Here is a 23,801-nt window from a genome sequence, read left to right as displayed (position 1 = left end):
CCGACGAGTTCATCCGGTCGGGAATATGCGGGGTCACGCCCGAGGTTGTCGTCGAGCAAGGACGACCTCCCCGCGCCCGCCGCGCGCGGCGTGAGCAGCCGACCACACGTCCGGGAGAGAAGTAGCGCATGATCGACGGGGTGACCGATCTTCCGAAGCCGAGCGTTCCGATGCCGCCGCCGAGTCCCGCCGCGATGCGCCGGGCCCTGCGCCGGGCCCGCGACGGTGTCACGTTGAACGTCGACGAGGCCACCGTCCTGCTGCATGCCACCGGCGACGACCTCGTCGACCTGTGCGCCAGCGCGGCCAGGGTGCGTGATGCCGGACTGGAATCGGCGGGCCGCCCACACACCATCAGCTATTCGCGCAATGTGTTCATCCCGCTCACCAAGCTGTGCCGGGACAAGTGTCACTACTGCACGTTCGTCACGGTGCCGGGCAAGCTGCGCGCCGAGGGCAAGGGCATGTTCCTCGAACCCGACGAGGTCCTGGAAATCGCCCGTCAGGGCGCCGCGCTCGGGTGCAAGGAAGCGCTGTTCACCCTCGGCGATCGGCCGGAGGACCGCTGGCCCGAGGCCGCGCAGTGGCTCGACGAACGCGGCTACGACTCCACCCTCGACTACCTGCGCGCCGTCTCTATCCTCGTGCTGGAGGAGACCGGCCTGCTGCCGCATCTGAACCCCGGCGTGATGAGCTGGAACGAGATCTCCCGCCTCAAGCCGGTCGCCCAATCCATGGGCATGATGCTCGAGACCACCGCCACCAGGCTGTTCACCGACAAGGGTGAATGCCATTACGGCAGCCCGGACAAGGACCCGGCGGTCCGGCTGCGTTCGATCACCGACGCGGGCAGGCTCTCGGTGCCCTACACCACCGGCATCCTGGTCGGCATCGGCGAGAATCTCACCGAGCGCGCCGAGTCGATCATGGCGATTCGCAAGCTGCACCGGGAGTTCGGGCACATCCAGGAAGTGATCGTGCAGAACTTCCGTGCCAAGGACGACACCGCCATGCGCGATGTTCCCGACGCGGGCGTCGCGGAGTTCCTGGCGACCGTCGCGGTGACGAGATTGCTGCTCGGCCCGGATGTTCCGGTGCAGGCGCCGCCGAACCTGGTGTCGCACAGTGATTGCCGGGCGCTGATCGACGCGGGCATCGACGACTGGGGCGGGGTGTCGCCGGTGACGGTCGACCACGTCAACCCCGAACGTCCGTGGCCGAACCTCGATACCCTGCGCGAGATCACCGAGGCGGCCGGGTTCACCCTCGTCGAGCGCACCTCCGCGCACCCGAAATACGTTCGCGCCGGCCATCCGTGGATCGATCCGCGGATCGGCGCGCACGTCGACGCGCTCACCGACCCCGCGACCGGGTTGGCCAGGCCCGATGCCATGCCGGTCGGACTGCCATGGCAGGAGCCCGACGAGTCGTGGGATTCGGTCGGCCGCGTCGACCTGAACACCGCCATCGACACCGAGGGCCGCAACACCGACAGCCGCAGCGATTCCGGGCTCGGCCAGGAGGTCGTCGGCGCGTTCGGTGACTGGGAGACAATCCGCGAACACGCTCGCGACCTGGCCGTCGTCGCACCCGAGCGCCTCGATTCCGAGGTGCTCGACGCCCTGCGCGCCGCCGAGAAGGACCCGGCGGGACTCACCGACGATCAGTATCTGGCCCTGGCCACTGCCGACGGCGCCAACATGGAAGCCGTTGCGGCACTGGCTGACTCATTGCGACGCGAGGTCTCCGGCGACGAGGTCACCTACGTGGTGAACCGCAATATCAACTTCACCAATATCTGCTACACCGGCTGCCGCTTCTGCGCGTTCGCCCAGCGCAAGGGCGACGCCGACGCCTTCACCCTCAGCACCGACGAGGTCGCCGACCGCGCGTGGGAAGCCCACGTGGACGGTGCCACCGAGATCTGCATGCAGGGCGGCATCGACCCCGAGCTGCCCGTCACCGGCTACGCCGACCTGGTCCGTGCCATCAAGGCGCGCGTCCCGTCGATGCACGTGCACGCGTTCAGCCCGATGGAGATCGTCAACGGTGCCTCGCGCGGCGGCCAGAGCATCCATGATTGGCTGTCGGCGCTGAAAGAGGCCGGATTGGGCTCGATCCCCGGAACGGCCGCCGAAATCCTCGACGACGAGGTCCGCTGGGTGCTCACCAAGGGCAAGCTCCCCACTTCGGCCTGGATCGAGGTCATCACGACCGCCCACAAACTGGGCATCCCGTCCAGTTCGACGATGATGTACGGCCATGTGGACAACCCGAAGCACTGGGTCGGCCACCTGCGGGTGCTGCGCGGCATCCAGGACGAGACGGGTGGTTTCACCGAGTTCGTCCCGCTGCCGTTCGTCCACCAGAGCGCGCCGCTCTACCTGGCGGGAGCGGCCCGGCCCGGCCCGACCAACCGTGACAACCGCGCGGTCCACGCCCTGGCCCGGATCATGCTGCACGGTCGCATCCACAACATTCAGACGAGCTGGGTGAAACTGGGTACGCTCGGTACCCAGGCCATGCTCACCGGCGGTGCCAACGACCTCGGTGGCACCCTGATGGAGGAAACCATCTCCCGCATGGCGGGCTCCCAACACGGCTCCGCCAAGACCGTCGCGGAGTTGACCGAGATCGCCGCGGGCATCAACCGCCCGGTCCGCGAACGAACCACCGTCTACGGCTCGGTCGAATCGAAAGCGGTCCCATTACCGTTGTCGATCGGGTGATCGTCACTGTGAGTTAGGGCAGGCTGACCTGGGAGTAATGTGGGCGGTCGGGATAGTGTTTCGTGGGCGGAGTTACCCCGCAGGTGAGGACAGACTAGGAGAACGGCAGTGCCGTACATCATCGCTGAACCGTGCGTTGACGTGAAGGACAAGGCGTGCATCGAGGAATGCCCCGTGGATTGCATCTACGAGGGCGGTCGCATGCTCTACATCCAACCCGACGAGTGCGTGGACTGTGGTGCGTGTGAGCCGGTCTGCCCCGTGGAGGCGATCTTCTACGAGGACGACACTCCGGACCAGTGGAGCGGTTACATCAACGCCAACGTCGACTTCTTCAACGAGCTGGGATCCCCCGGTGGCGCGACCAAGGTCGGTGTGGTCGATTTCGACCCCGCCTTCATCAAGGCGCTGCCCCCGATGGCCGAAGAGTGAGCGCAGGGGTGCCGACCCATGGCCGGGTAGGCCGCGTGAGCAGCCTGCTGCCGGATTTTCCCTGGGACACCATCGCCGCGGTCAAGCAGAAGGCGGCCGCGCATCCCGGCGGCCTCGTCGACCTGTCCGTCGGTACGCCGGTGGATCCGGTCGATCCGCTGATCCAGGCGGCCTTGGGTTCGGTGGCGGCTGTCCCCGGATATCCGACCACGCACGGCACCCCTGAGCTGCGCGCCGCCGTCGTCGCCGCGTTGACGCGCCGGTTCGGCGTCACCGGTGTCGAGTCGACGGCCGTGCTGCCGGTGCTCGGGACCAAAGAGCTCATCGCCGGGCTGCCGCGACTGCTCGGCGTCGGCTCCGACGATCTGGTGGTGATCCCCGAGATCGCCTACCCGACCTACGAGGTCGGCGCGCTGCTGGCGGGCGCGAAGCCGTGGCGCGCAGACGGTCTCACCCAGATCGGCCCGCAGAATCCGGCGCTGATCTTCGTGAACTCGCCCTCGAATCCCACCGGCAAGGTGCTGCCCGTCGAGCACCTGCGCAAGGTGGTGGCGTTCGCGCGCGAGCGCGGCGCGGTGGTCGCCTCCGACGAGTGTTACCTGGGTCTGACCTGGGAGGGCGAGGCCGTCTCTATCCTCGACCCCCGCGTGTGCGACGGTGACCACACCGGCCTGCTGGCCATCCACTCGCTGTCGAAGACCTCGAACCTGGCCAGCTACCGCGCCGGCTTCGTCGCCGGTGATCCGGAACTCGTGGCCGAACTGCTCGAGGTGCGCAAGCACTCCGGCATGATCATGCCGCTCCCGATCCAGGCCGCGATGACCGCCGCGCTCAGCGACGACGTGCACGAGGCGCAGCAGCGCGAGCGTTACCGCGCTCGCCGCGACATCCTCCGTAAAGCCTTGCAACAAGCAGGCTTTCGCATCGACTTCTCCGAAGCCGGTCTGTACCTGTGGGCCACCCGCGGCGAACCGTGCCGCGTCACCCTCGACTGGCTCGCCGAACGCGGAATCCTCGCCGCCCCCGGCGATTTCTACGGTCCCCGCTCGCCCGAACATGTGCGCATCGCCCTCACCGCCGCCGACGAGCGCATCGCCGAAGCTGTCGCACGCCTGTCCTGAACGCGGTTTCCGCACGAACCTCTGGGTAGATCGCGCCCAGCGGTGCGCGCTGTCCAGGTTGAGCGATATCGTGTGGAGCACAAGGGGCGATAGCTGTCCTGCGCTGGACCGGTTGGGGTCCGGCCAGTCGGCGCGGACAGGATCGAGAGGCACAACAGATGCACGGGGTGGAGTTCAGCGCCGGCACGGTCTTCGCTGGGTATCGCATCGACCGACTGCTCGGCCGGGGCGGAATGGGCACCGTGTACCTCGCGGCGCATCCACGCCTACCGCGGCAGGTGGCACTGAAACTGCTCAACCGCGAACTGTATTCCGACGACGAGGTGCGCGGCCGGTTCGAACGTGAAGCCGACGTTTCCGCCCATCTCGATCACCCCGGCATCGTGTCGGTGCTCGACCGTGGCGTCGACAACGGGCTCATGTGGATCTCCATGCAGTACGTCGACGGCACCGACGCCTCCGTCTTCCGCCGTGAGCCGATGGATCCGGCCCGCGCGATCGGCATCATCACCCAAACCGCCGAAGCCCTCGACTACGCCCACGATCGCGGCGTCCTGCACCGAGATGTGAAGCCCGCCAACATCTTGCTGGCGCCAGCCCGCGCCGGCGACCGCGCCCTGCTCACCGACTTCGGTATCGCCCGGCTCCGCGGCGACGCCCGCCAGCTCACCCGCACCGGCGCCTTTCTCGCCACCCTCGCCTACGCGTCCCCCGAACAACTCTCGGGGGCCCCGGTCGACCACCGCTGCGACCAGTACTCCCTGGCCTGCACCTTGTTCACCCTGCTCACCGGCGAAAGCCCGTTCCCCGCAGACAATCCCGGCGCGGTAGTCGCCGCTCACCTGACCAAACCGGTGCCCCGCGCCTCCGCGACGATCGCCGACCTGCCGACCGGAATCGACGCGGTCATCGCGAGGGCGATGGCGAAGGAGCCTGCCGAAAGATTCGCCAGCTGTGCGGAATTCGCGCACGCGGCGGCAGCGGCGCTGAACCGCGCCGACCTCGTATCGCCGGGTGCCGGCGACTTCCGGCCGTCGCTCGCTCGCGAAGCCGACCGCGCGGCAAATGGTTCGGTCACGTCGCCCGCGACCCCGCCTGCTTCCGGCCGAGTGGGGTGGTCGGCGGTTCCCGATGCCGACTCGCTGAACCCGACCCTCGTCAGTTCACCGTCGTCGCACTCCGCCGTGCATGCGGCCACGCGTCGAGTCGGAGGTGGGGAATCGGCTGGAGTCGGGCCTGTTCCGCGTGCCGGATACCTGCCGCGAGGCTCCGATGACAGCGGGCCGAGGAATCCGTCGAACGGCCGTGGCGCGACCCGGCAGGCAGTTTCGTCGCGATGGCGGGTGCTCGCGGTGAGCTTGCTCGTACTCGCGATGGTCGCCGGGGTCGGAGCCGTCGGCGTGGGGGCCGTCTACTGGAAGTTCGTGCGCCCGAATCGAGTTCCGCCGCCGCCCACCTGGGGTGCGCACGCGTCAGTGGCCTCGGGATTCACCGACCTGATCCCGCCGGGACCCTCCGGGCGCGGCTGGCGGGAGGCGAGCTGTTCAGCGACCCCGTCGCTGGTGGTGCTGCCGGGCGACCCGGCGCCGCTACAGCAGATCACCTGCACCGACGCCGACGGGCTCATCGCCTGGTACACCGAGTATCCCGCCGCCGCCGATGTCGATGCCTATCTGCTGCGCCACACCACCCAGGACACCACGCGCGAATTGCACCACACCAGCCTCACCGCCTACCGCCCACGCGACCCCGCCGCGCCGTTCACCCTCGCGGCCAGGGAACGAGGCAATGTGTTCAGCGCGAACTCGGTGGTCGAGGTGTCCTGGCCTGGTCACACTTTCGAGGAGACCCGCGACAACTGGTGGCAGCAAGCCCCCTTCTGATTTGGGAGCGTGACAGATCGGGATCCGCGCACCGGATCAGTACGCTCCGGCCAGGCGCAGGATCAGCGCGGGCAGGGCGTCGAGCACATCCGCGGACTGGTCGGCCGGGGTGCCGTAGGTGTGCGCGGCGACCGAGAAGCTGGGTCCGAAAGACGCGGAAGCCACCTCGGGGACACCGGAATCGGACCATCCCCACTTGCTGCCCTGCACCCCGGGGAGCTGGGCGGTGCCCCAATTCTGGGGAGTGCCGTCGGCGGCGGTATTGCTCGCACCCGCCATCCACTCGAAGATCGGCGAACCGGCATCGGTGCGCTGCTTGGCGGCCAGGAAGTCGGTGATGTCGGCGGTGCTGGTGCGCGACCGGCCCCAGTCGGCGGTGCCGTGGGTCTCGCGCAGCCCGTATTCGCTCGCGGTCGCTTCGATCGCCTGCGGGTATTTGCCTGCCAGTTGGGTGGCGGCGCCGTCGTCGGAGTCCCGGATCATCCGTTCCGAGAGTGCGCGGTCCTCCGGCGAGCCGTCGCCGTGGCGTAGCGCGTAGTCGACGATGTAGAGCTTGGACATCGACAGCGCCGACCGCGATTCGTGCTCATTGGCTGTGCCCCAGGCGAATCCGCCTGGCATCCGCAGTGAAATGGCCGTTCGTGACGGCACCGTCGTCGGGTCCTCGTCGGCGTTGGCGGCAGGCGCGGCCGCTATGAGGCCGACAGCAGCCGCCGCCAGACACCATGTCACTGTTCGAATGCTCACTAGCGTCCTCCGATTACGTGCGCCGGCGTTGGGGTCGTGGGAATGAAACCCGAACGTCGCGGGTCGACGTGTGAGGCGCGCGGTAGCCCCGATCAGATCAGTGGCTTGCCCCGGCGGTGGCGGCGGCGCATGTCGGCGAGGGTGGCGTTGAAGGGGAAATTGCGGATGAGGCGGGGCAGGTGGGCCGTCACCGTGCCGGTGGTGCGCATCAGGCGGTTCAGGCGGCGTTCGTCGGCGGGGGTCCAGGTCATGCCGAGTTCGTCGCGGAGGTGTTGAGGGAGCAGGCCGGTGGTGAACCAGCGGTGGAAGCGGGCGAGGAGCAGGCGCAGGGGCGGGCTGACCATTTTCAGGTCGAGCAGCTTGTCGAAGTAGGCCTTGATGGTCGGGTCGACACTGGTGAGCTGCAGATGTTCGGTCCAGTAGGCGTCGAAGGCGGCGCGGTCGGCGGGCCACATCTCGCGCGGCACCTGGAGCGTGGTGCCGAGGTGGTGGGCGTAGCCGTAGAAGGTGTCGGCGATGCTGTCGTCGACGGGGCCGTAGAGGCGATCCATCACGTCGATCGAGCCCCAGTACAGGCACGCCGCCACCCACAGCTGCAGGTTCTTGTCGAAGGCGTTGTATTGCACGGGGCTGTCCGCGGTGGAGTGCACGTGGCGGTGCGCGCCGTTGACCGCGGCGCGGAAGGCCGCACGGTCGGCGTCGGTGCCCATCAGTGCCACCGACAGGTAGGTGAGCGTGGTGCGGGTGCGTTTGATCGGGTGCACCATGATGCTGCCGCTGTGCACCGTCGATTCCGCGACGCCGTAGCCGACGGGGGCCAGGCTGAGCTGCATGATCACATTGGCGGTCGCGCCGTAGAAGGCAGCGGAGCCGTCGATGTAGTCGCGGATGTCGAATTGTTCCGGTTCGGACCGCGAACGCGAGCGCGACAGGATGGTCATCGTTGACCCCGTTTTCATCGAGAGCGTGAGAGAACTATATGAATAATGTCTCATCATGCCGTCGGGGTGTCAACGGACCGGCGGCGGGCGGTGAACCGCGTCGCGTTAGCGTTGACGAATGCCCTATGGTCCGCCGCTGCTGCTCACTTCGCTGAATCCGGCCGCCGTCGCCGCCGGGGATGACATTCCCGACGCCGTCACCATCGATGATGCCACCATGTCGCGCAGTGATCTGCTGGGTTCGGCGACCTCGGTGGCGGAGCGCATCGCCCGCGCCGACCGCGTCGCGGTGCTGGCCGAACCTACGCTGCGCACCGTGATCGCCGTGGTCGGCTGCCTGATCGCGGGGGTGACCGTGGTCCCGGTGCCGCCGGATTCCGGTGCCGCCGAACTCGCGCACATTCTGCGCGATTCGGGCGCGCAGGCCTGGCTCGGCGCAGCGCCCGACGGCACAGAGCTGCCGGTGGTGCCGGTGCGCCTGCACGCCCGGTCATGGCACACCTATCCCGAACCTGACCCCGCGGCAATCGCTTTCATCCTCTACACCTCGGGAACCACCGGCGCACCGAAGGGCGTGATGCTCAGCCGCGCCGCGATCGCCGCCGGGCTGGACGCGCTCGCCGACGCGTGGGCGTGGACGTGGAAAGACACACTGGTGCACGGCCTTCCGCTGTTCCACGTGCACGGTCTGATCCTCGGTCTACTCGGGCCGTTGCGGGTGGGTAGTCCGCTGATCCACACCGGCAAGCCGACACCCGAGGCGTACGCGGCAGCGGGCGGCAGTCTGTACTTCGGCGTACCGACGGTGTGGTCGCGGGTGGTCGAAAAGCCTGAATTGGCCAAGGAACTGGGAAAGGCGCGACTGCTCGTCTCTGGCAGTGCGCCGCTGCCGGTGCCGGTGTTCGACAAGCTCGCCGAGCTCACCGGGCAGGCGCCGGTGGAGCGGTACGGGATGAGCGAAACCATGATCACCTTGTCCACCCGGGCCGACGGCGAGCGCAGGCCCGGCTGGGTCGGCACGCCGGTGCGCGGGGTGGAAACCAGGCTGCGCGACGACGCGGGCGAGCCCGTCCCGCACGACGGTGCGAGCATCGGTGGCCTGCAGGTTCGCGGACCGATGCTGTTCGGCGGGTATCTGAATCGGCCCGACGCCACCGCACAGGACTGGACCGAAGACGGGTGGTTCCGCACCGGTGACGTGGCCGTCATCGACGCCGACGGGTTCCATCGCATCGTCGGGCGCGAATCGATCGACCTCATCAAATCCGGCGGCTACCGGATCGGCGCGGGGGAGATCGAAACCACGCTGCTCGGGCACCGGGCGGTCGCGGAAGTGGCCGTCGTCGGCCTGCCGGATGACGATCTCGGCCAGCGGATCGTGGCCTTCGTCGTCGCGCGCGAGGCGAACTCGGACGCACTGGGTGCTGAGCTGACCGCCTATGTGGGCGAACAGCTTTCGGCTCACAAACGGCCACGCGAGGTGCGCTTCGTCGATGCGCTGCCCCGCAATGCGATGGGCAAGGTGCAGAAGAAGCTGCTGGCCTGACTCGAGACCGCTGTCGGCAGCCGAGTGAGTCTGCACTCGCTCGATCGCCGAATCAGGCTGTCCAACAGCATGATTCACGCGTGCGGTTCGCTGCTTCCCCGAGCGCTCATTCGTCGGATCGGTCCGATCAAGGTGTGGTAGATCGGGCGCACCACGCGTCCGGGCAGATAGCGATGCCGCTCTTCCTCCCACACGCGCGCTCTGCGGTGCGCCGCGAGCGGTGACCACTTGTCCGGGTCGACGGGCTGCGACGTGTGGAATCCGATGCGGCACAGGTGTTTCGTGTTGACGAATCCGTACTGGCTTGGACTCACCAGCCGCACCGGAGCGCCGTGGTCGCTCGTGAGTGGCTGTCCGTCGAGTCGGTCGGCGATGAGCACGTCATCGGCCAGCGCGTCCTCGAGCAACGCGATGGACTGATACCCGTCGAGTCCTTCGAAGACGACATGGCTGATCGAAACACCCGGCGCGAGAACCGGTTCGACGCGCGCGCGATAGAGCGTGGCGAACGGGACGCCCGCCCACCGCAGGTCGGTGGCCGACCAGCCTGCCACGCAGTGGAAGTCGGCCGTCACCTCCACTCGCGGGAGCTGCGCGAGGTCGGTCATGGTGAGGGTGAACTGTTGCGTCAGCTCCCCGCCGACCTCGATCACCGGGCTCGCGGGAATCGGTGGCGGTGGGTGATGCAGGTGCGTGCCGAACCGGGGGAAGCCGTCGATCGCGCGTTGACCAGGGGGAAGTGTCATGTCGAACCTCCTAGTATACGGTTCCGTATAATTGGAAGCTTAGCGTGCGGGCGGTGCGAGGTCGAGAGACGGCTTGCTTCTCGCGGCTGTGGGCTCGCCCACGTCGTCGGTGGCCAACCGCCTGCGCGCCGACCGGGTTGTCGGCCTCATTCCGGAATCTGGACGGAGCTGAGCTTGTCCGGGTTGCGCACGCAGTACAGCGCGGTGATGACACCATCGGTCACCTCGATGGACGTCACCTGGTCGATCACGCCGTCGACGGTCGCCACGACCGCGGGCATCGCGTTGTAGACGCCGAAGTGCACGCCGATCTCGCCCAATTGTCGACCCTTGGTGAGCAGGCCGATGACCAGTCGCGCGACCTTGTCCTGGCCGAGTACCGGTCGCCGTACCGCGTTCACCACGCCGCCGCCGTCGCCGAGGAACACCACGTCCGGAGCGAGTACGTCCATGAGCGCGGCCACATTGCCGGTGGCGGCGGCGATCGAGAACCGCTCGACCACCGACTGAGCCTGTGCGGGGGTGGCGATCGCGGTGTGCCGGTGCGCGTGCACCCGGTCGCGGGCACGCTGATTCAGCTGGCGCACAGCGGCTTCCGACTTGCCCACCGCGGCCGCGATCTCCGAATACTCGAACGCGAACACCTCACGCAACACGAACACCGCACGCTGCAGCGGCGTCAGCTTCTCGAACACGAGCAGCATCGCGGTGGTCACCGCCTCGCCGGTCAGCACGTGCTCGACCCCGCCCTCGGCCTCGGTGGCCAAGGGCTCGGGCAGCCACGGCCCGATGTACTCCTCACGCCTGCGCGCGGTGGACCGCAGCACGCCAAGTGCCTGCCGCGTGACGATCTGGGCGAGGTAGGCGCGCGGATTGTCGATCAGCGTGCGGTCGACCTCGCGCCAGCGCAGGTAGCTGTCGTGCAGGACGTCCTCGGTGTCGACCACCGAGCCGAGGATCTCGTAGGCGATCGAGAACAGCAGCCGCCGGTTCTCGGTGAAGGTGTTCTCGATCGCCGGTTCGTGCGTCACCGCCGCGGACCCCGCAACCACACGGTGTAGCCGGCGCGGGAGGCGTTGGCGGCGAGGCGGCACACGCGTTCTTTGACGAACGCCGCGATCGGCCCGCGGAGGAACAGTCGATAGGGCACATCCGCGCGGTCGGTGATCTGCTGCAACCCGTCGTGCCTGCCCAGACTCATGCCTTGCCCGGCGTAACCCAGCGAAAAGGGCCGTGGCTCCTGTCCTTTGCTCATCCGCACCAGCGTATCGGCGGCATGCGCGCCCTGGGGTGCGGCAGTGGCGCAGGCCATCCGCATGCCGGGCACCGCCGCACAGTCGCCGACCGCGAAGACCCGGGGGTCGGTCGTGCTTCGCAGGGTGGCGTCGACCAGTGCCCTGCCGTCGGCGTCCACGGCCAGTCCGCTGCGGGCGGCGAGGTCGGGTACCGCGGCGAAGATCGCCCAGAGGGTGAGGTCGGAATCGAGTTCGTCGCCCGAGCGCAGCCGCAGGGTTGTCCCGTCGATCTCGATGACTCGACCGGCCACGATCTCCACGGTCAAGCGGTCGAGTGTGCGGCGCACATGCCGCCGCGCACCGACGGACAGCGAGGCCGCGACGGTATCGCTCACCAGACGTACGCGCAGGTCGGGGCGGGCTTCGGCGACCTCGGCCGCGGTCTCGATCCCGGTGAGACCGCCACCGATCACCGTCACGATCCCGCCCGCGGGCAGCGCCGCGAGCGCGGCCCGCGCCTGCTCGGCCCCTTCCCAGGTACCGACCGGGATCGCGCCGGGAATCGGGTCCGCGATGCTGCCCGTCGCGAGAACCGCGTAGTCGAAGTCCAGGTTGCGACCGCTGTCGAGAGTGACGGTCCCGTCGCCGATCTTGTCCACACTCGCGGTCTCGCACGCGATCCCGTCGGCGAGCATCTCGGTGAGGGGGCGGGCCGCGGTGCCGCTGCCCGCGATCTGCTCGTGCAGCCGCACCCGTTCGATGAAGTCATCGCGCGGGTTGACCACGGTGATGTGCGCGTCAGGGGCCCTCTTACGCAACCGATTCGCCGCCAGCGTCCCGGCGTATCCTGCCCCGATCACCACGATGTCCATCAGTGCCTCCTGCCATGGGGTTGTGCGTTCGACCATGGGATGCGGCTCGGGGCCCTGCTGTGACGGTGATGCGCCTCACAGCGGAAAGGCCCCGTACTCCGCAGAAGTACGAGGCCTTTCCTTATCGCGAGGTCAGATCAGGGCTGACCGGTCGCGAACGCGATCACGGCATCCAGGAATTCCTGGCCGCCCATCACGTAGCCGCCGATGACCATGCCGGCCGGGATGGTGATCAGCCACAGGAACGGGAAGAACGCGCCGATGATGCCACCGATGACGATGCCGGGCATGTTCTTGTTGGCCTGCTCCATGAGCCGGTCGTAGGAGCTGATGTCCTTCAGTTCCGCGACATTGCTCAGCTTCGCGGAATCCTCGGGGGTCATGGTCGAGGTCAGCTTGACGGTGCGGCCGTCTTCGCTGATCTGCTGGCCCACGGCGATCGGCAGGCCGGCGACCTCCGAGCGCAGCGGCGCCTGGTCGACGGTCACGCCGTCGGCGGTCTTCAGCAGCACCGAGGCGCCGTCGGCGGCGAGCTCGAACTTGCCGCTGTCGACCGCCCAGGTGACGGTCTTGTCAGCCGGGGAGACCGTGGTCTGGTAGTTGATGCCGTGCGTCACGCCAGAAGTCACGCCCCCCGAAGCCACTACAGCGGGCTGCTCGGTGGCCACCGCGGGCGCACCGTGCGCGGTGGCAGCGGTAATCCCCACCGCAGCGACCGCCATGAAAACAGCAGTAGTGATCTTTCCGAACTTCATTCTTTTGTATCCCTCCGCTTTTTCGCTGTCCTGATCAGAGCAGCGAAACGAAGGTTAGCGTGCGAAATTGCTTGTCGCACATTCGGGTTCGTCGTCATGAAACCGCAATATTTGCTGAATTGTGACTGCGTAGAGAATTGCCGGGCCGGGCGGCCCGGCAATTCGTGACGATCAATCGTTTGCGTGCAATGCGGCATTGAGTTCGACGCCGGTGCCCTTGCGGGCGACGACCTCGACGGCGCCGGTGGTGGAATTGCGGCGGAACAGCAGGTTGTCCTGACCCGACAGGGTCGCGGCCTTGACGACGGCGCCGTCGGGTCCGGTGACCTTGGTACCCGCGGTGACGTAGAGGCCCGCCTCGATCACGCAGTCGTTGCCGAGCGAGATGCCGAGTCCGGAGTTGGCGCCGAGCAGTGAACGCTCGCCGACCGAGATGACCTGGGTGCCGCCACCGGACAGCGTGCCCATGATGGAGGCGCCGCCGCCCACATCGGAGCCGTCGCCGACCACGACACCGGCCGAGATGCGACCTTCGACCATCGAGTTGCCGAGGGTGCCCGCGTTGAAGTTGACGAAGCCCTCGTGCATCACGGTGGTGCCCGCGGCGAGGTGCGCGCCGAGACGGACCCGGTCGGCGTCACCGATGCGTACGCCGGCGGGGACCACGTAGTCGACCAGGCGAGGGAACTTGTCGACGCTGAGCACCGTCACCGGGCCGCGGGCGCGCAGCTTCAGCCGGGTCTGCTCGAAGCCGTCGACCGCGCACGGGCCGTGGTTGGTCCACACCACGTTGCTGAGCAGGCCGAACTGGCCGTCGAGGCTGAGGCCGTGCGGCTGCACGAGGCGGTGCGAGAGCAGGTGCAGGCGCAGGTAGACCTCGTGCGCGTCGACCGGGGCGGCCGACAGGTCCGCGATGGTGGTGCGCACTGCGATCACCTCGACCCCACGCGCGGCGTCCACCCCGAGGAGTTCAGCGAACTCGGGCACCTCGGCGGCGTCGAGGCGCTTCGAGCCGGTCTCGGTGAACTCACCCAGCTCGGGGCTGGGGTACCAGGTATCGAGGACGGTCCCGTCCGAGGTCACGTTGGCGATTCCGACTGCAGTTGCTCCCTGAATACTCACAGCTCCATCTTGCCGCGCGAGCGTCGATGTGTGTTCCGCGACCCCTGTGCGTCCGGCCACGCCGGTCTCGTCGCCGTGTGGGCGGTGTCGGACCCCACCGCCGTACTACTGTCGAGATGTGACTCTCGATTTGCGTGCCGATCCCATCCAGCTGACCGCCGCCCTCGTCGACGTGCCGAGTGTTTCGCGCGACGAGGCCAAGATCGCGGACCTGGTCGAGCAGGCGTTGCGGGAGCAGACCACCGGGTTCGAAGTGCTGCGGCACGGCAACGTCGTGCTGGCGCGGACGCAGCGCGGCCTGCCGACGCGAGTGATTCTGGCGGGCCACCTGGATACCGTGCCGATCGCCGAAAATGTGCCGAGCCGACCCGCTGAAGTCGATGGTGAAGCGGTGCTGTTCGGTTGTGGCACAGTCGATATGAAGTCCGGCGATGCGGTATTCCTGCACCTGGCCGCGACGATCGCCGATCCGGCCCACGATTTGACACTGATCTTCTACGACGGCGAGGAGATCGCCGCGGAGTTCAACGGACTCGGGCATATCGAGCGTGAATTGCCGGAATGGCTCGAAGGCGATCTGGCCATTCTCGGTGAACCCTCCGCGGGTTGGATCGAGGCGGGCTGCCAGGGTACTTTGCGGGTGCGATTGACCACCTCCGGCTTGCGGGCGCATTCGGCACGAGCATGGTTGGGGGAGAACGCGATTCATGGTCTCGCCCCATTGCTGACGCGGCTGTCGGCGTATGTGGCGCGCGAGGTCGATATCGACGGTTGTGTGTATCGCGAGGGTCTGTCCGCCGTGCGTGTCTCGGGTGGGGTCGCGGGCAATGTGGTGCCCGATGTCGCCGAGGTGGATGTGAACTTCCGTTTCGCGCCCGATCGCAGTGTCGAGCAGGCCATCGCGCATGTCCGCGAGGTTGTCGACGGACTCGACGTCGCCTTCGAAGTCACCGACTCCTCACCGGGTGCCCTGCCGGGCCTCACCGCCCCCGCCGCCCGCACCCTGATCGACTCGGTCAACGCCCACGGCGGCGGTGGCGTGCGTGCCAAGTACGGCTGGACCGACGTCTCCCGCTTCGCCGCCCGCGGCATCCCCGCCGTCAACTTCGGCCCCGGCGACCCCAACCTCGCCCACAAACGCGACGAGCACGTCCCGATCAGCCAGATCACCGCCGTCACCGCCATGCTGCGGACCTACCTGACGAAGCCGTAGCTCCCGCCCGTCCCCTTGATCCGACACAGTAGGTTGGGAGCATGTCTACCGATTCCGCTGATGAACAGGTTGGGAAGGCCAAACCGAAGTTCCGTGGGCCGGTGATGTTCCGCCGGGATCGCAAGCCCGGTGCGCGGACCGCCGACCGGAACCTGCTCGATACGCGGCAGGACAGCGAGTGGGTACACACCGATCCGTGGCGGGTGCTGCGGATCCAGGCCGAGTTCGTCGAGGGTTTCGGCGCGCTCGCGGAAATCCCGCCCGCGGTGACGGTGTTCGGATCGGCGCGCACCGGGCCCGACCACCCCGAGTACGTGGCGGGCGAGGCGATCGGCAGCGCGCTCGCCCAGGCCGGTTTCGCGGTGATCACCGGCGGTGGGCCCGGCGCGATGGAAGCGGCCAACCGTGGGTGCTCGGAGGCCGACGGTTACTCGATCGGGCTCGGGATCGAGCTGCCGTTCGAGCAGGGGCTCAACGAGTGGGTCGATCTGGGGATCAACTTCCGGTACTTCTTCGTCCGCAAGACGATGTTCGTGAAGTACTCGCAGGCCTTCGTCTGCCTGCCCGGCGGCTTCGGCACCCTCGACGAACTGTTCGAGGCGCTCACCCTGGTGCAGACCCGCAAGATCACCCGTTTCCCGATCATCCTGTTCGGCACCGAATACTGGTCGGGTCTGGTCGAGTGGATGCGCAGCTCCCTGGCGGGCTCCGGCAAGATCTCGCCCGGGGATCTCGACCTGATCCAGATCACCGACAGTGTCGACGAGGTCGTGCGGATCATCCAGGGTGAAACCGGCGGACACGCCGATATCGAGCGTCTGGGCACCGAGGATCAATGGTGAGCTACTCCGTCTGTGTCTACTGCTCCGCCAGCACCACCGATCCCGATCTGATCAGCCTCGCCGCGCGCGTCGGCACCGAAATCGCCCGGCGCGGTTGGCAATTGGTCTCCGGTGGTGGCCACGTGTCGATGATGGGCGCGGTCGCCACCGCGGCGAGGGCGGGTGGCGCGCACACCATCGGCGTGATCCCGAAACACCTGGTGCACAAGGAAGTCGCCGATGTCGACGCCGACGAACTGCTCGTCACCGACACCATGCGCCAGCGCAAACAGCTGATGGAAGCGCGCGCCGACGCGTTCCTCACCCTGCCGGGCGGCATCGGCACACTCGAGGAACTGTTCGAGACGTGGACCGGCGGCTACCTCGGCGAACACGCCAAACCCGTTGTGCTGCTGAATGCCAACGGCTTCTACGACGGCCTGTTCCACTGGATCGATGAACTGTCCGAGCGCACCATTGTGCCGAGGCGGGCACGCGAGCGCCTCATCGTGGCCGCCGACCTGCCCGCCGCGTTCGCCGCGCTCGCACCGGCCGCACAGTAGGAGATCGACGTGAGCAATGACGCACGCGACACGGTAAGCGTGTTCGACCTGGCCAAAGCCCTACCGGGAATGGCGCTCGACGCACCCGGCATGCTGCGCAACGCGCGCGGAATGCTGGTGGGGCCCAAGGACAAAGCCTCCATCGGCCGGTATTTCCAGCGGGTCGCGCATCGCAGGCCCGACCGGGTGTTCCTGCGTTTCGAGGGTCGGTCCTATACCTACCGCGCCGCCAACAGCGAGGTGAACCGTTACGCCGCGGTGCTTTCCGCGCGCGGGGTGACTCGTGGTGATGTGGTCGGCGTGCTGATGACCAACCGGCCCGAGACCCTGTTCACGGTGCTGGCGGTGCTCAAGCTCGGCGCCACGGTGGGTCTGCTCAACTACAACCAGCGCGATCAGGTGCTCGCCCACAGCATCGGCCTGCTCGGCAGCGTGCTCACTGTCGTCGGCGAGGAGTGCGCGGAGGCGATCGACTCGCTGCCCGAGCCCGCGCAGAACGTGCTCGCGGCCGAGGAGCTGGCCGAATCCGCCCGCACCGCGGCCGATTCCGACCCCGCCGTATGCGAGCAGGTGCGGGCCGGGGAGCGGGCGTTCCTGATCTTCACCTCCGGCACCACCGGCCTGCCGAAGGCCAGTGTGATGACCCATCAACGCTGGACCAAGAGCATGTCGGGGCTCGCCGGGCTCGGCATCCGGTTGCGGGCCGACGATGCCCTGTACTGCTGCCTGCCGCTCTATCACAACAACGCGCTCACGGTCGCGCTGTCGGCGGTGCTCGCGGGCGAATCGACCTATGTGCTCAGCCGCAAGTTCTCGGCCTCCGGCTTCTGGGACGAGATCGCGCGCGAGCGGGCCACGGCGTTCATCTACATCGGCGAGTTGTGCCGGTATCTGGTCAACCAGCCGGTGCGTGCGGCCGAGAAGGGCAACCGGATTCGGCTTGTGGTCGGCAACGGGCTGCGGCCCGAATTGTGGGACGAGTTCCGGCGCCGGTTCGGGATCGCCAGGGTGGTCGAGTTCTACGGGTCGAGCGAGGCGCCGCTGGCGTTCGTCAACGCGTTCGGCGTCGACCGGACCGCGGGTCTGTGCCCGCTGCCGTACGCGGTCGTCGAGTACGACGACGAGACCGGCCACGCCGCGCGCGGTCGCGACGGGAAGCTGCGCCGGGTGCGTTCGGGCGGGGTCGGGCTGCTGCTGGCGAAGGTGAACGACCGTCAGCCGTTCGACGGGTACACCGACAAGAAGGCGTCGGAGTCCAAACTGGTGCGCGACGGCTTCAAGAAGGGCGACTGCTGGTTCGACACCGGCGACCTCGTCCGCGATCAGCACCTCTGGCACATCGCGTTCGTCGACCGCCTCGGCGACACCTTCCGCTGGAAGGGCGAGAACGTGGCCACCACGGAGGTCGAGGGCGCGCTGGGGCACGACGCGAGTGTCGAGCAGGCCGTTGTCTACGGTGTCGATATTCCCGGCACCGACGGAAAGGCGGGCATGGCGGCGATCACCCTGGCCGCCGGCGCCACGTTCGACGGAAAGGCACTGGCCGCGACCGTCTACGGGCGTCTTCCGCTGTACGCGCTTCCGCTCTATGTGCGCGTGGTCGAGGAGCTGGAACAGACTTCGACGTTCAAGAGCCGAAAAGTGGAATTGCGTCAGCTCGGCTACGCACCCGATCCGGACAGTCAGCTGTATGTCCTGTCCGGCCCGACCGATGGCTACATCCCCGCTTACGCCGAATACGCGGCCGACGTTGCCGCCGGTAAGGCGCCGAGGTAGCACCCGTAATGTCGGAATTCGTATGAGTACCTTCTGTGGGCGCGATGTGGCGACGGATCGCGCGTTGGTGATGGCGATCGTGAATCGCACGCCGGACTCGTTCTATGACCGTGGTGCCACGTTCAGCGACGGTGCCGCGATGGAACGTGTGTCGCGTGCGGTCGACGAAGGTGCCGATCTGGTCGACATCGGTGGGGTGAAAGCAGGGCCGGGTGTCACGGTCGACGCGGCCGAGGAAACGCAGCGGGTGGTGCCGTTCGTCGCGGCGATCCGGGCGAAGTATCCGGACCTGTTGATCAGTGTGGATACCTGGCGCGGTGCTGTCGCGCGGGCGGCCGTCGCCGTGGGTGCCGACCTGATCAACGACACCTGGGCCGGGGCCGACCCCGACCTCGTGCACGTCGCCGCCGAGACGGGGGCGGGCATCGTCTGCAGCCACACCGGCGGTGCCGTGCCGCGCACCCGTCCGCACCGGGTTCGGTATGCCGATGTGGTGGCCGAGGTGACCGCCACCGTCGTCGCCGCGGCCGAACATGCCGCCGCCGCGGGGGTGCGCGCCGATGGCATCGTGATCGATCCCACCCATGATTTCGGAAAAAACACCTATCACGGGCTCGAGTTGTTGCGCGGAATCGACGGTCTTGTAAAAACCGGATGGCCAGTACTGATGGCACTGAGTAACAAGGATTTTATCGGGGAGACTCTAGGGGTAGGTCTTACCGAAAGGGTCGAGGGCACACTGGCGGCAACCGCATGGTCGGCAGCCAGAGGCGCTCGGATCTTCCGGGTTCACGAAGTCGCCGAAACCCGGCGGGTCGTGGACATGATCGCCGCGATCCAGGGCATCCGGCCCCCCGCACGAACTCTGCGAGGTCTGGCATGAAAATCCAACACCGCGAGCCCGCCTGGGCCACTACCCACACCTGGGACACCCCTGACTGGACGGTCGGCGAACTCGTCGCCGCCAAGGCAGGCCGCACCGTTTCGGTGGTGCTGCCCGCGCTGAACGAACAGGACACCGTCGCCGACGTCGTGGCCAGTATCCGGCCGCTGCTCGGCACCCTGGTCGACGAACTGATCGTGCTGGACTCCGGGTCCACCGACGCCACCGCCGAACGCGCACGCGCGGCAGGCGCCGAGGTGGTCTCCCGCGAGGAAGCCGTCCCCGAACTCGAGCCGGTCCCCGGCAAGGGCGAGGTGCTGTGGCGTTCGCTGGCGTGCACGACGGGCGACCTGATCGCCTTCGTCGACTCCGACCTGATCGACCCCGACCCCGACTTCGTACCCAAGCTCCTCGGCCCGCTGCTGATGATGGCGGGCACCCACCTGTCCAAGGCCTACTACCGCCGCCCCCTCCGTCAGGGCGAGTCGGTGGACGCCAACGGCGGCGGCCGAGTCACCGAACTCGTCGCCCGCCCCCTGCTGGCCGCCCTTCGCCCGGAACTGGCCCAGGTCCTCCAGCCGCTCGGCGGCGAATACGCGGGCACAAGGGAACTGCTAACCTCGGTCCCCTTCGCCCCCGGCTACGGTGTCGAGATCGGCCTGCTCCTCGACACCTACGACACGATGGGCCTCGACGCCATCACCCAGGTCAACCTCGGCGTCCGCACCCACCGCAACCGCCCCCTCTCCGACCTGGGCGTCATGAGCCGCCAGATCCTCGGCACCGCCCTGCGCCGCACCGGCGTCCCCGACTCCGGCGCCCCCCTCACCCAATTCCCACTGATAGAAGGCGAATTCATCGCCCACACCACCACGGTCTCGTTGGAAGACCGCCCCCCGATGAAAACCCTTCGCCCAGAACAAGTCGCGGCATAGCCGTCCCCTCGGAGCGCCGCTTCGGTCCGAAGCGGCGCCCCTGGCTGATCTCGTTGTGGGCGGCGACCGCCCGTCCATACTTTCGGAGGTGCGTCTAGTTCGGTCGGCGGTGGATGGGGCCGTCTAGGTTCGCCAGGGGTTGGGCTGTGGCGTTCGCTCGGTCGGCGAGGATCTGGGCGAGGACGGAGATGGCTGTTTCCTCGGGGGTGATGGCGGCGAGGTCGAGGCCGAGAGGGCTTCGGACGCGGGCTGTTTCGGCGTCGGTGAGGCCCGCATCGCGTAGGCGGGTGGTGCGGTCGGCGTGGGCTCGGCGGGAACCGAGGGCGCCGATGAAGGCGACGGCCGGCAGGCGCAGGGCCGAAGCCAGCAGGGGGACATCGAATTTGGGGTCGTGGGTGAGGACACAGACGACGGTGCGGGCGTCGATGCGGCCAGCGGCCTGTTCGGCTTCCAGATACCGGTGTGGCCAGTCGACCACCACCTCGTCGGCCGCGGGGAAACGGGCTGGGGTGGTGAAGGTTTCGCGAGCGTCGACGACGGTGACGTGGTAGCCCAGGGTCGCGGCGGTGACCGCGAGCGCGCGGGTGTAGTCGTTGGCGCCGGCCAGGATCATCCGGGCGGGGGTGCGGAAGACCTGGACGAAGGTGCGGGGGCGGTCGGCTTGCGCGGGGGTGCAGTCCTGGGCGCCGATGAGACCGTTGTGGCCTGCGGTCAGCAGCGCTGCGGCGTCGTGGTCGAGGCCGCGCCACGGGTGGGAGTCGCCGGGGTGCAGGAGTCTCCTGTCGGGGGTCGACTCGAGGGTGGTGGCGTAGGCGACCGGACGGTGGGCTTCGAGGGCGCTGTGGAGCGCGCGCAAGGTGGGGACATCCGTGTTGTCGAGGCGTTCGACGAAGACTTCGATCTCGCCACCGCACGGGAGGCCGACGGTGATCTCATCGGCGGCGGCGAAACGCTCGAGACTTGCCCGGCCGTCGAGCAGAACCTGGTGGGCGGTGTGCAGAACAGCCGATTCGATACAGCCGCCGGACAGTGAACCGAGCACCTGCCCGTCGCCGGTCACCACCATCGCGGCGCCGGTCTCGCGCGGCCCCGCACCGGTCCGATCGATGATCCTGGCCAGCGCCACGGCCTGGTCGGGGAGCAGTTCGAGTGTTGTCCCGAGCAGTTCGCGCATCCCGCACCGGCCTTTCCGCGGTCACCGCCGAAAGGCTTGTGACTGTCTGACCAGCCTAGCTATCTTCGAGCATTCTCGCGCGCCGAGCATGCGGCATCGCCGACTCCCGCGCAGCAGGTGAATCGACCGAGCCGGGCGGCTTCGCGCAGGTCAGTCCAGGATCTCGCGCCGCTGCAACCCGATCGGCACCACACCGCTGCGGAAGAAGTCGCGGAAGATCTCCACCGCGCTGTCGGCGGTGAACACCTCTTCGGGGTAGACGTAGGTGTCCTCGTTGCCGTGCGGGAGGTACACCGTCGGTAGGCCGAGCCGGCCGCCGGGTAGTCCGAGGGTGAAGCGCCGGGTGACGTGATCGACCGTCGTGCGCAGCTGCAGCGTCATCGCGTCCGCCGAACCGGCGCAGCCGAGTGCGAGATCGCCGCGCGCCGAACTCACCGTGGTGGTGACCTCGGTGGCGGGCACCGGTTCGGGCAGCACGGTCAGATCGAGCGCGTAGCGCTGATGGCCGTCCATCCGGCGCATCGGGCGCAGAAAGCTGTCCACGTCCTCGTGGGGGCCGATGAAGACCTTCAGGCGGTCGCTGTAGGTCACGCGATGGGTGGTGACGATGACATCGCCGATGGTCGACTCGGCGTCGACAGGCGAAACGGGCCTGGGGTGCCCTGCTGCGTGCACGGGCAGAACCCGGCATGCGCTGGCCTCAGGAGACGAGAACATGTGATGCTCACCTACTCACACTCGGTTACTCGCTAGCAATCTAACCACCGCGGACGACTTGTGATCCATAACAGTACAGTGATGCAGATCACTAAGCGCAACGAGTTTAGATCACGTCACGGACGAACCCGGGTCGTAACCAACTTGGGGTCTGTTTCATGGCGGTATACCGGGGTGAGAAGATCCGCATCAACGGGTTCACCGGTTGCGCGGTCGTACCGTACTGCGATCAGGACCGAGAACAAATGCGTGCTCGCACGTTCGTGCAGGGTCGCCAATCGGGTCGCCAGCAATCGGATCGCACCCAATGAGCCGGGCGGGTGCAGACCGTCGATCAGCATGATGCTGCCACGGCGGTCGGGCCGGGGCAGCCGGGCCAGGTAGGCGATGTCGTGCGGTTCGGTGCCGCCGGGCCGATAGACGCGGCGCGCGGCCCTGTCCTCGATGCCGCGCCGGGTATCGCCCGCCCTGGTGACGGTCCGGCGCAGGCGGGGATCGGCCACGACCAGCTGCCGCAGGCTTGGCGAGAGTTCGGGCCCGCCGAGAATCACCAGCCCGTCTCGATTGAGGTCGATCGGCCTGCCTGGCATGAACGTCTCGACGTTCGCGGCGAAGCCGAGTTGCCGCAGTAGCTCGGCCAGCCGTTGGGCGGCCTGGGGATCGGGCGCGCCGAGTAGCCTGCCGGAGCGGACCTCGGGGGCGAGCACGGTCAGTGTGCCGTGGCCGAAGAACAGTCCTTCGGGAACGGGACCCTGGGTGCTCACCTGGTGGATGCGCGCACGCGACAATCCGGCGGCGGCACCGATCCGGGCGAACGTCCAGCCGTCGGCATGGAGTTCTCGGATCACGGCTCGCCGGATCCTCGTTAGTTCGTTGATGGTCTGCTGTGCAGCCGCCACCCCGTCGGTGGCTGCTTTGAGTCTCTCGACCTTGTCCTCGATCGCGAAAACTCGTGCCACGTCATCGGCCGACATGTGCGAAGTCTAGACAGCTCGACAGCGTTGTGTGTCTATAACTGTTGACATCGAACTGTCTTGGGAGACAACGGCCTCGGAACGGGAATGTCGGCAAATCGCGGACATGCGAGGTCGCCGCCCGCGATGATCGGCCGGCGCGATCTCGTAGCAAATGCCGACCGTGCGGTGTGTTTCCTGGTCTAGGTCGCGTCGTAGTCGACCGGAGGGCGCTCGTTGTGCTCCAGCGACTTCTGCGGCGCGGGGGTCGACGAGGTGCCCGGCATGCCGCTGCTGGTGCCGAACAGCTGCTTCTTGTCGGGCACCGCGCCCTCCAGATCGCGCAGCACCGAATCGTCACCGCCGAGCAGGTGCTTGGTGACCACGGCCCGCGGGCTCATGCCGCGCAGCTCGTTGAGCTCGGCGAGCGGCTTGCGCAGGTCGTCGAACTCCGGTCCGAGCTCCTGCTTCAGCTGGGTGGTGGCGCCGCTGGCGTAGTCGCGCGCCTGCCGGAGCGCACCGGTGGTCCAGCGGACGGCGCCGGGCAGACGCTCCGGACCGAGGATCACGAGGGCGGCGACGAGCAGGATCATCATCTCGCTCCACCCGATGTTGCTGAACACGAATCCAGGTTACC

The 23,801-nt window shown here is 67.9% G+C and carries 22 protein-coding genes; 11 read left to right on the top strand and 11 right to left on the bottom strand.

What is annotated here, in order from left to right:
* Positions 1-128 precede the first annotated feature (128 nt).
* The 4 genes from ACWZHB_RS23080 to ACWZHB_RS23065 all read left to right on the top strand — a co-directional run bounded on the left by ACWZHB_RS23080 (position 129) and on the right by ACWZHB_RS23065 (position 6,165).
* Complete coding sequence (locus ACWZHB_RS23080) at positions 129-2,729, top strand: bifunctional FO biosynthesis protein CofGH (protein ID WP_427903915.1); 2,601 nt, start codon at positions 129-131, stop codon at positions 2,727-2,729.
* A 108-nt stretch (positions 2,730-2,837) separates the two neighbouring features.
* A complete protein-coding gene (fdxA, locus tag ACWZHB_RS23075; protein ID WP_056813450.1) occupies positions 2,838-3,161 on the top strand; it encodes a ferredoxin in 324 nt (107 codons plus the stop codon).
* 35 nt (positions 3,162-3,196) lie between these two features.
* On the top strand, positions 3,197-4,282 hold the full coding sequence (gene dapC / locus ACWZHB_RS23070; RefSeq protein WP_427903914.1) for a succinyldiaminopimelate transaminase: 1,086 nt from the start codon (positions 3,197-3,199) through the stop codon (positions 4,280-4,282).
* Positions 4,283-4,449: 167 nt separating this feature from the next.
* Positions 4,450-6,165 carry a serine/threonine-protein kinase gene (locus tag ACWZHB_RS23065; protein ID WP_427903913.1) on the top strand — a complete coding sequence of 572 codons (1,716 nt, stop codon included), beginning with the start codon at positions 4,450-4,452 and terminating at the stop codon, positions 6,163-6,165.
* 36 nt (positions 6,166-6,201) lie between these two features.
* Here the strand turns inward: ACWZHB_RS23065 and ACWZHB_RS23060 are convergent, their stop codons facing one another.
* Positions 6,202-6,897 (bottom strand): serine hydrolase, encoded by a 696-nt coding sequence (locus ACWZHB_RS23060; protein WP_427903912.1) that lies wholly within the window; start codon positions 6,895-6,897, stop codon positions 6,202-6,204.
* 107 nt (positions 6,898-7,004) lie between these two features.
* Entirely contained in the window at positions 7,005-7,853 is an 849-nt protein-coding gene (locus ACWZHB_RS23055) for an oxygenase MpaB family protein (protein WP_427903911.1), read from the bottom strand.
* Between the two features lie 118 nt (positions 7,854-7,971).
* On the opposite strand from ACWZHB_RS23055, the gene ACWZHB_RS23050 reads away from it, so the two are divergent.
* Positions 7,972-9,399 (top strand): acyl-CoA synthetase, encoded by a 1,428-nt coding sequence (locus ACWZHB_RS23050; protein ID WP_427903910.1) that lies wholly within the window; start codon positions 7,972-7,974, stop codon positions 9,397-9,399.
* A gap of 74 nt (positions 9,400-9,473) precedes the next feature.
* Here ACWZHB_RS23050 and ACWZHB_RS23045 read toward each other — a convergent pair whose 3' ends face one another.
* The 5 genes from ACWZHB_RS23045 to dapD form a co-directional block, all read right to left on the bottom strand.
* Positions 9,474-10,145, bottom strand: coding sequence for a molybdopterin-dependent oxidoreductase (locus ACWZHB_RS23045; protein WP_427903909.1), 672 nt, complete (start codon positions 10,143-10,145; stop codon positions 9,474-9,476).
* Between the two features lie 146 nt (positions 10,146-10,291).
* Positions 10,292-11,176, bottom strand: a complete 885-nt coding sequence (locus ACWZHB_RS23040; protein WP_427903908.1) for an RNA polymerase sigma-70 factor — start codon at positions 11,174-11,176, stop codon at positions 10,292-10,294.
* Positions 11,173-12,288 (bottom strand): NAD(P)/FAD-dependent oxidoreductase, encoded by a 1,116-nt coding sequence (locus ACWZHB_RS23035; protein ID WP_427903907.1) that lies wholly within the window; start codon positions 12,286-12,288, stop codon positions 11,173-11,175. The genes ACWZHB_RS23040 and ACWZHB_RS23035 overlap by 4 nt, the downstream gene beginning before the upstream one ends.
* A 101-nt stretch (positions 12,289-12,389) precedes the next feature.
* Positions 12,390-13,007, bottom strand: coding sequence for a hypothetical protein (locus ACWZHB_RS23030; RefSeq protein WP_427903906.1), 618 nt, complete (start codon positions 13,005-13,007; stop codon positions 12,390-12,392).
* A 171-nt stretch (positions 13,008-13,178) separates the two neighbouring features.
* A complete protein-coding gene (gene dapD / locus ACWZHB_RS23025) occupies positions 13,179-14,129 on the bottom strand; it encodes a 2,3,4,5-tetrahydropyridine-2,6-dicarboxylate N-succinyltransferase (protein ID WP_427903905.1) in 951 nt (316 codons plus the stop codon).
* A gap of 118 nt (positions 14,130-14,247) precedes the next feature.
* Between dapD and dapE the strand changes: the two genes are divergently transcribed.
* The 6 genes from dapE to ACWZHB_RS22995 are packed head-to-tail and all read left to right on the top strand — an operon-like array spanning position 14,248 to position 20,320.
* Positions 14,248-15,342 (top strand): succinyl-diaminopimelate desuccinylase, encoded by a 1,095-nt coding sequence (gene dapE / locus ACWZHB_RS23020; protein ID WP_427903904.1) that lies wholly within the window; start codon positions 14,248-14,250, stop codon positions 15,340-15,342.
* 41 nt (positions 15,343-15,383) lie between these two features.
* Entirely contained in the window at positions 15,384-16,184 is an 801-nt protein-coding gene (locus ACWZHB_RS23015; protein ID WP_427903903.1) for an LOG family protein, read from the top strand.
* Entirely contained in the window at positions 16,181-16,726 is a 546-nt protein-coding gene (locus ACWZHB_RS23010) for an LOG family protein (RefSeq protein ID WP_427903902.1), read from the top strand. The genes ACWZHB_RS23015 and ACWZHB_RS23010 overlap by 4 nt, the downstream gene beginning before the upstream one ends.
* A gap of 9 nt (positions 16,727-16,735) precedes the next feature.
* Entirely contained in the window at positions 16,736-18,502 is a 1,767-nt protein-coding gene (locus ACWZHB_RS23005) for a long-chain-acyl-CoA synthetase (protein WP_427903901.1), read from the top strand.
* The gene (folP, locus tag ACWZHB_RS23000; RefSeq protein WP_427903900.1) at positions 18,438-19,385 is read left to right on the top strand and encodes a dihydropteroate synthase; all 948 of its coding nucleotides are present in this window, start codon (positions 18,438-18,440) and stop codon (positions 19,383-19,385) included. Before ACWZHB_RS23005 ends, folP begins: the two co-directional genes overlap by 65 nt.
* Positions 19,382-20,320: a glucosyl-3-phosphoglycerate synthase gene (locus tag ACWZHB_RS22995; protein ID WP_427903899.1), complete on the top strand. Its 939-nt coding sequence runs from the start codon at positions 19,382-19,384 to the stop codon at positions 20,318-20,320. The genes folP and ACWZHB_RS22995 overlap by 4 nt, the downstream gene beginning before the upstream one ends.
* Positions 20,321-20,414: 94 nt before the next feature.
* On the opposite strand, the gene ACWZHB_RS22990 is transcribed toward ACWZHB_RS22995, so the two are convergent.
* From ACWZHB_RS22990 to tatB, 4 genes are all read right to left on the bottom strand, one after another.
* Positions 20,415-21,494, bottom strand: coding sequence for an XdhC family protein (locus ACWZHB_RS22990; RefSeq protein WP_427903898.1), 1,080 nt, complete (start codon positions 21,492-21,494; stop codon positions 20,415-20,417).
* 150 nt (positions 21,495-21,644) lie between these two features.
* Entirely contained in the window at positions 21,645-22,211 is a 567-nt protein-coding gene (locus tag ACWZHB_RS22985; RefSeq protein ID WP_427903897.1) for a hypothetical protein, read from the bottom strand.
* Positions 22,212-22,327: 116 nt separating this feature from the next.
* Positions 22,328-23,185 carry a hypothetical protein gene (locus ACWZHB_RS22980; RefSeq protein ID WP_427903896.1) on the bottom strand — a complete coding sequence of 286 codons (858 nt, stop codon included), beginning with the start codon at positions 23,183-23,185 and terminating at the stop codon, positions 22,328-22,330.
* A 182-nt stretch (positions 23,186-23,367) separates the two neighbouring features.
* Complete coding sequence (tatB, locus tag ACWZHB_RS22975) at positions 23,368-23,787, bottom strand: Sec-independent protein translocase protein TatB (RefSeq protein ID WP_427903895.1); 420 nt, start codon at positions 23,785-23,787, stop codon at positions 23,368-23,370.
* Positions 23,788-23,801: the final 14 nt, after the last annotated feature.

It is taken from the genome of Nocardia sp. FBN12, assembly GCF_054031145.1.
The sequence above is the reverse complement of the archived record's forward strand: the minus strand, read 5'-3'. Positions and strand labels throughout refer to the sequence as shown.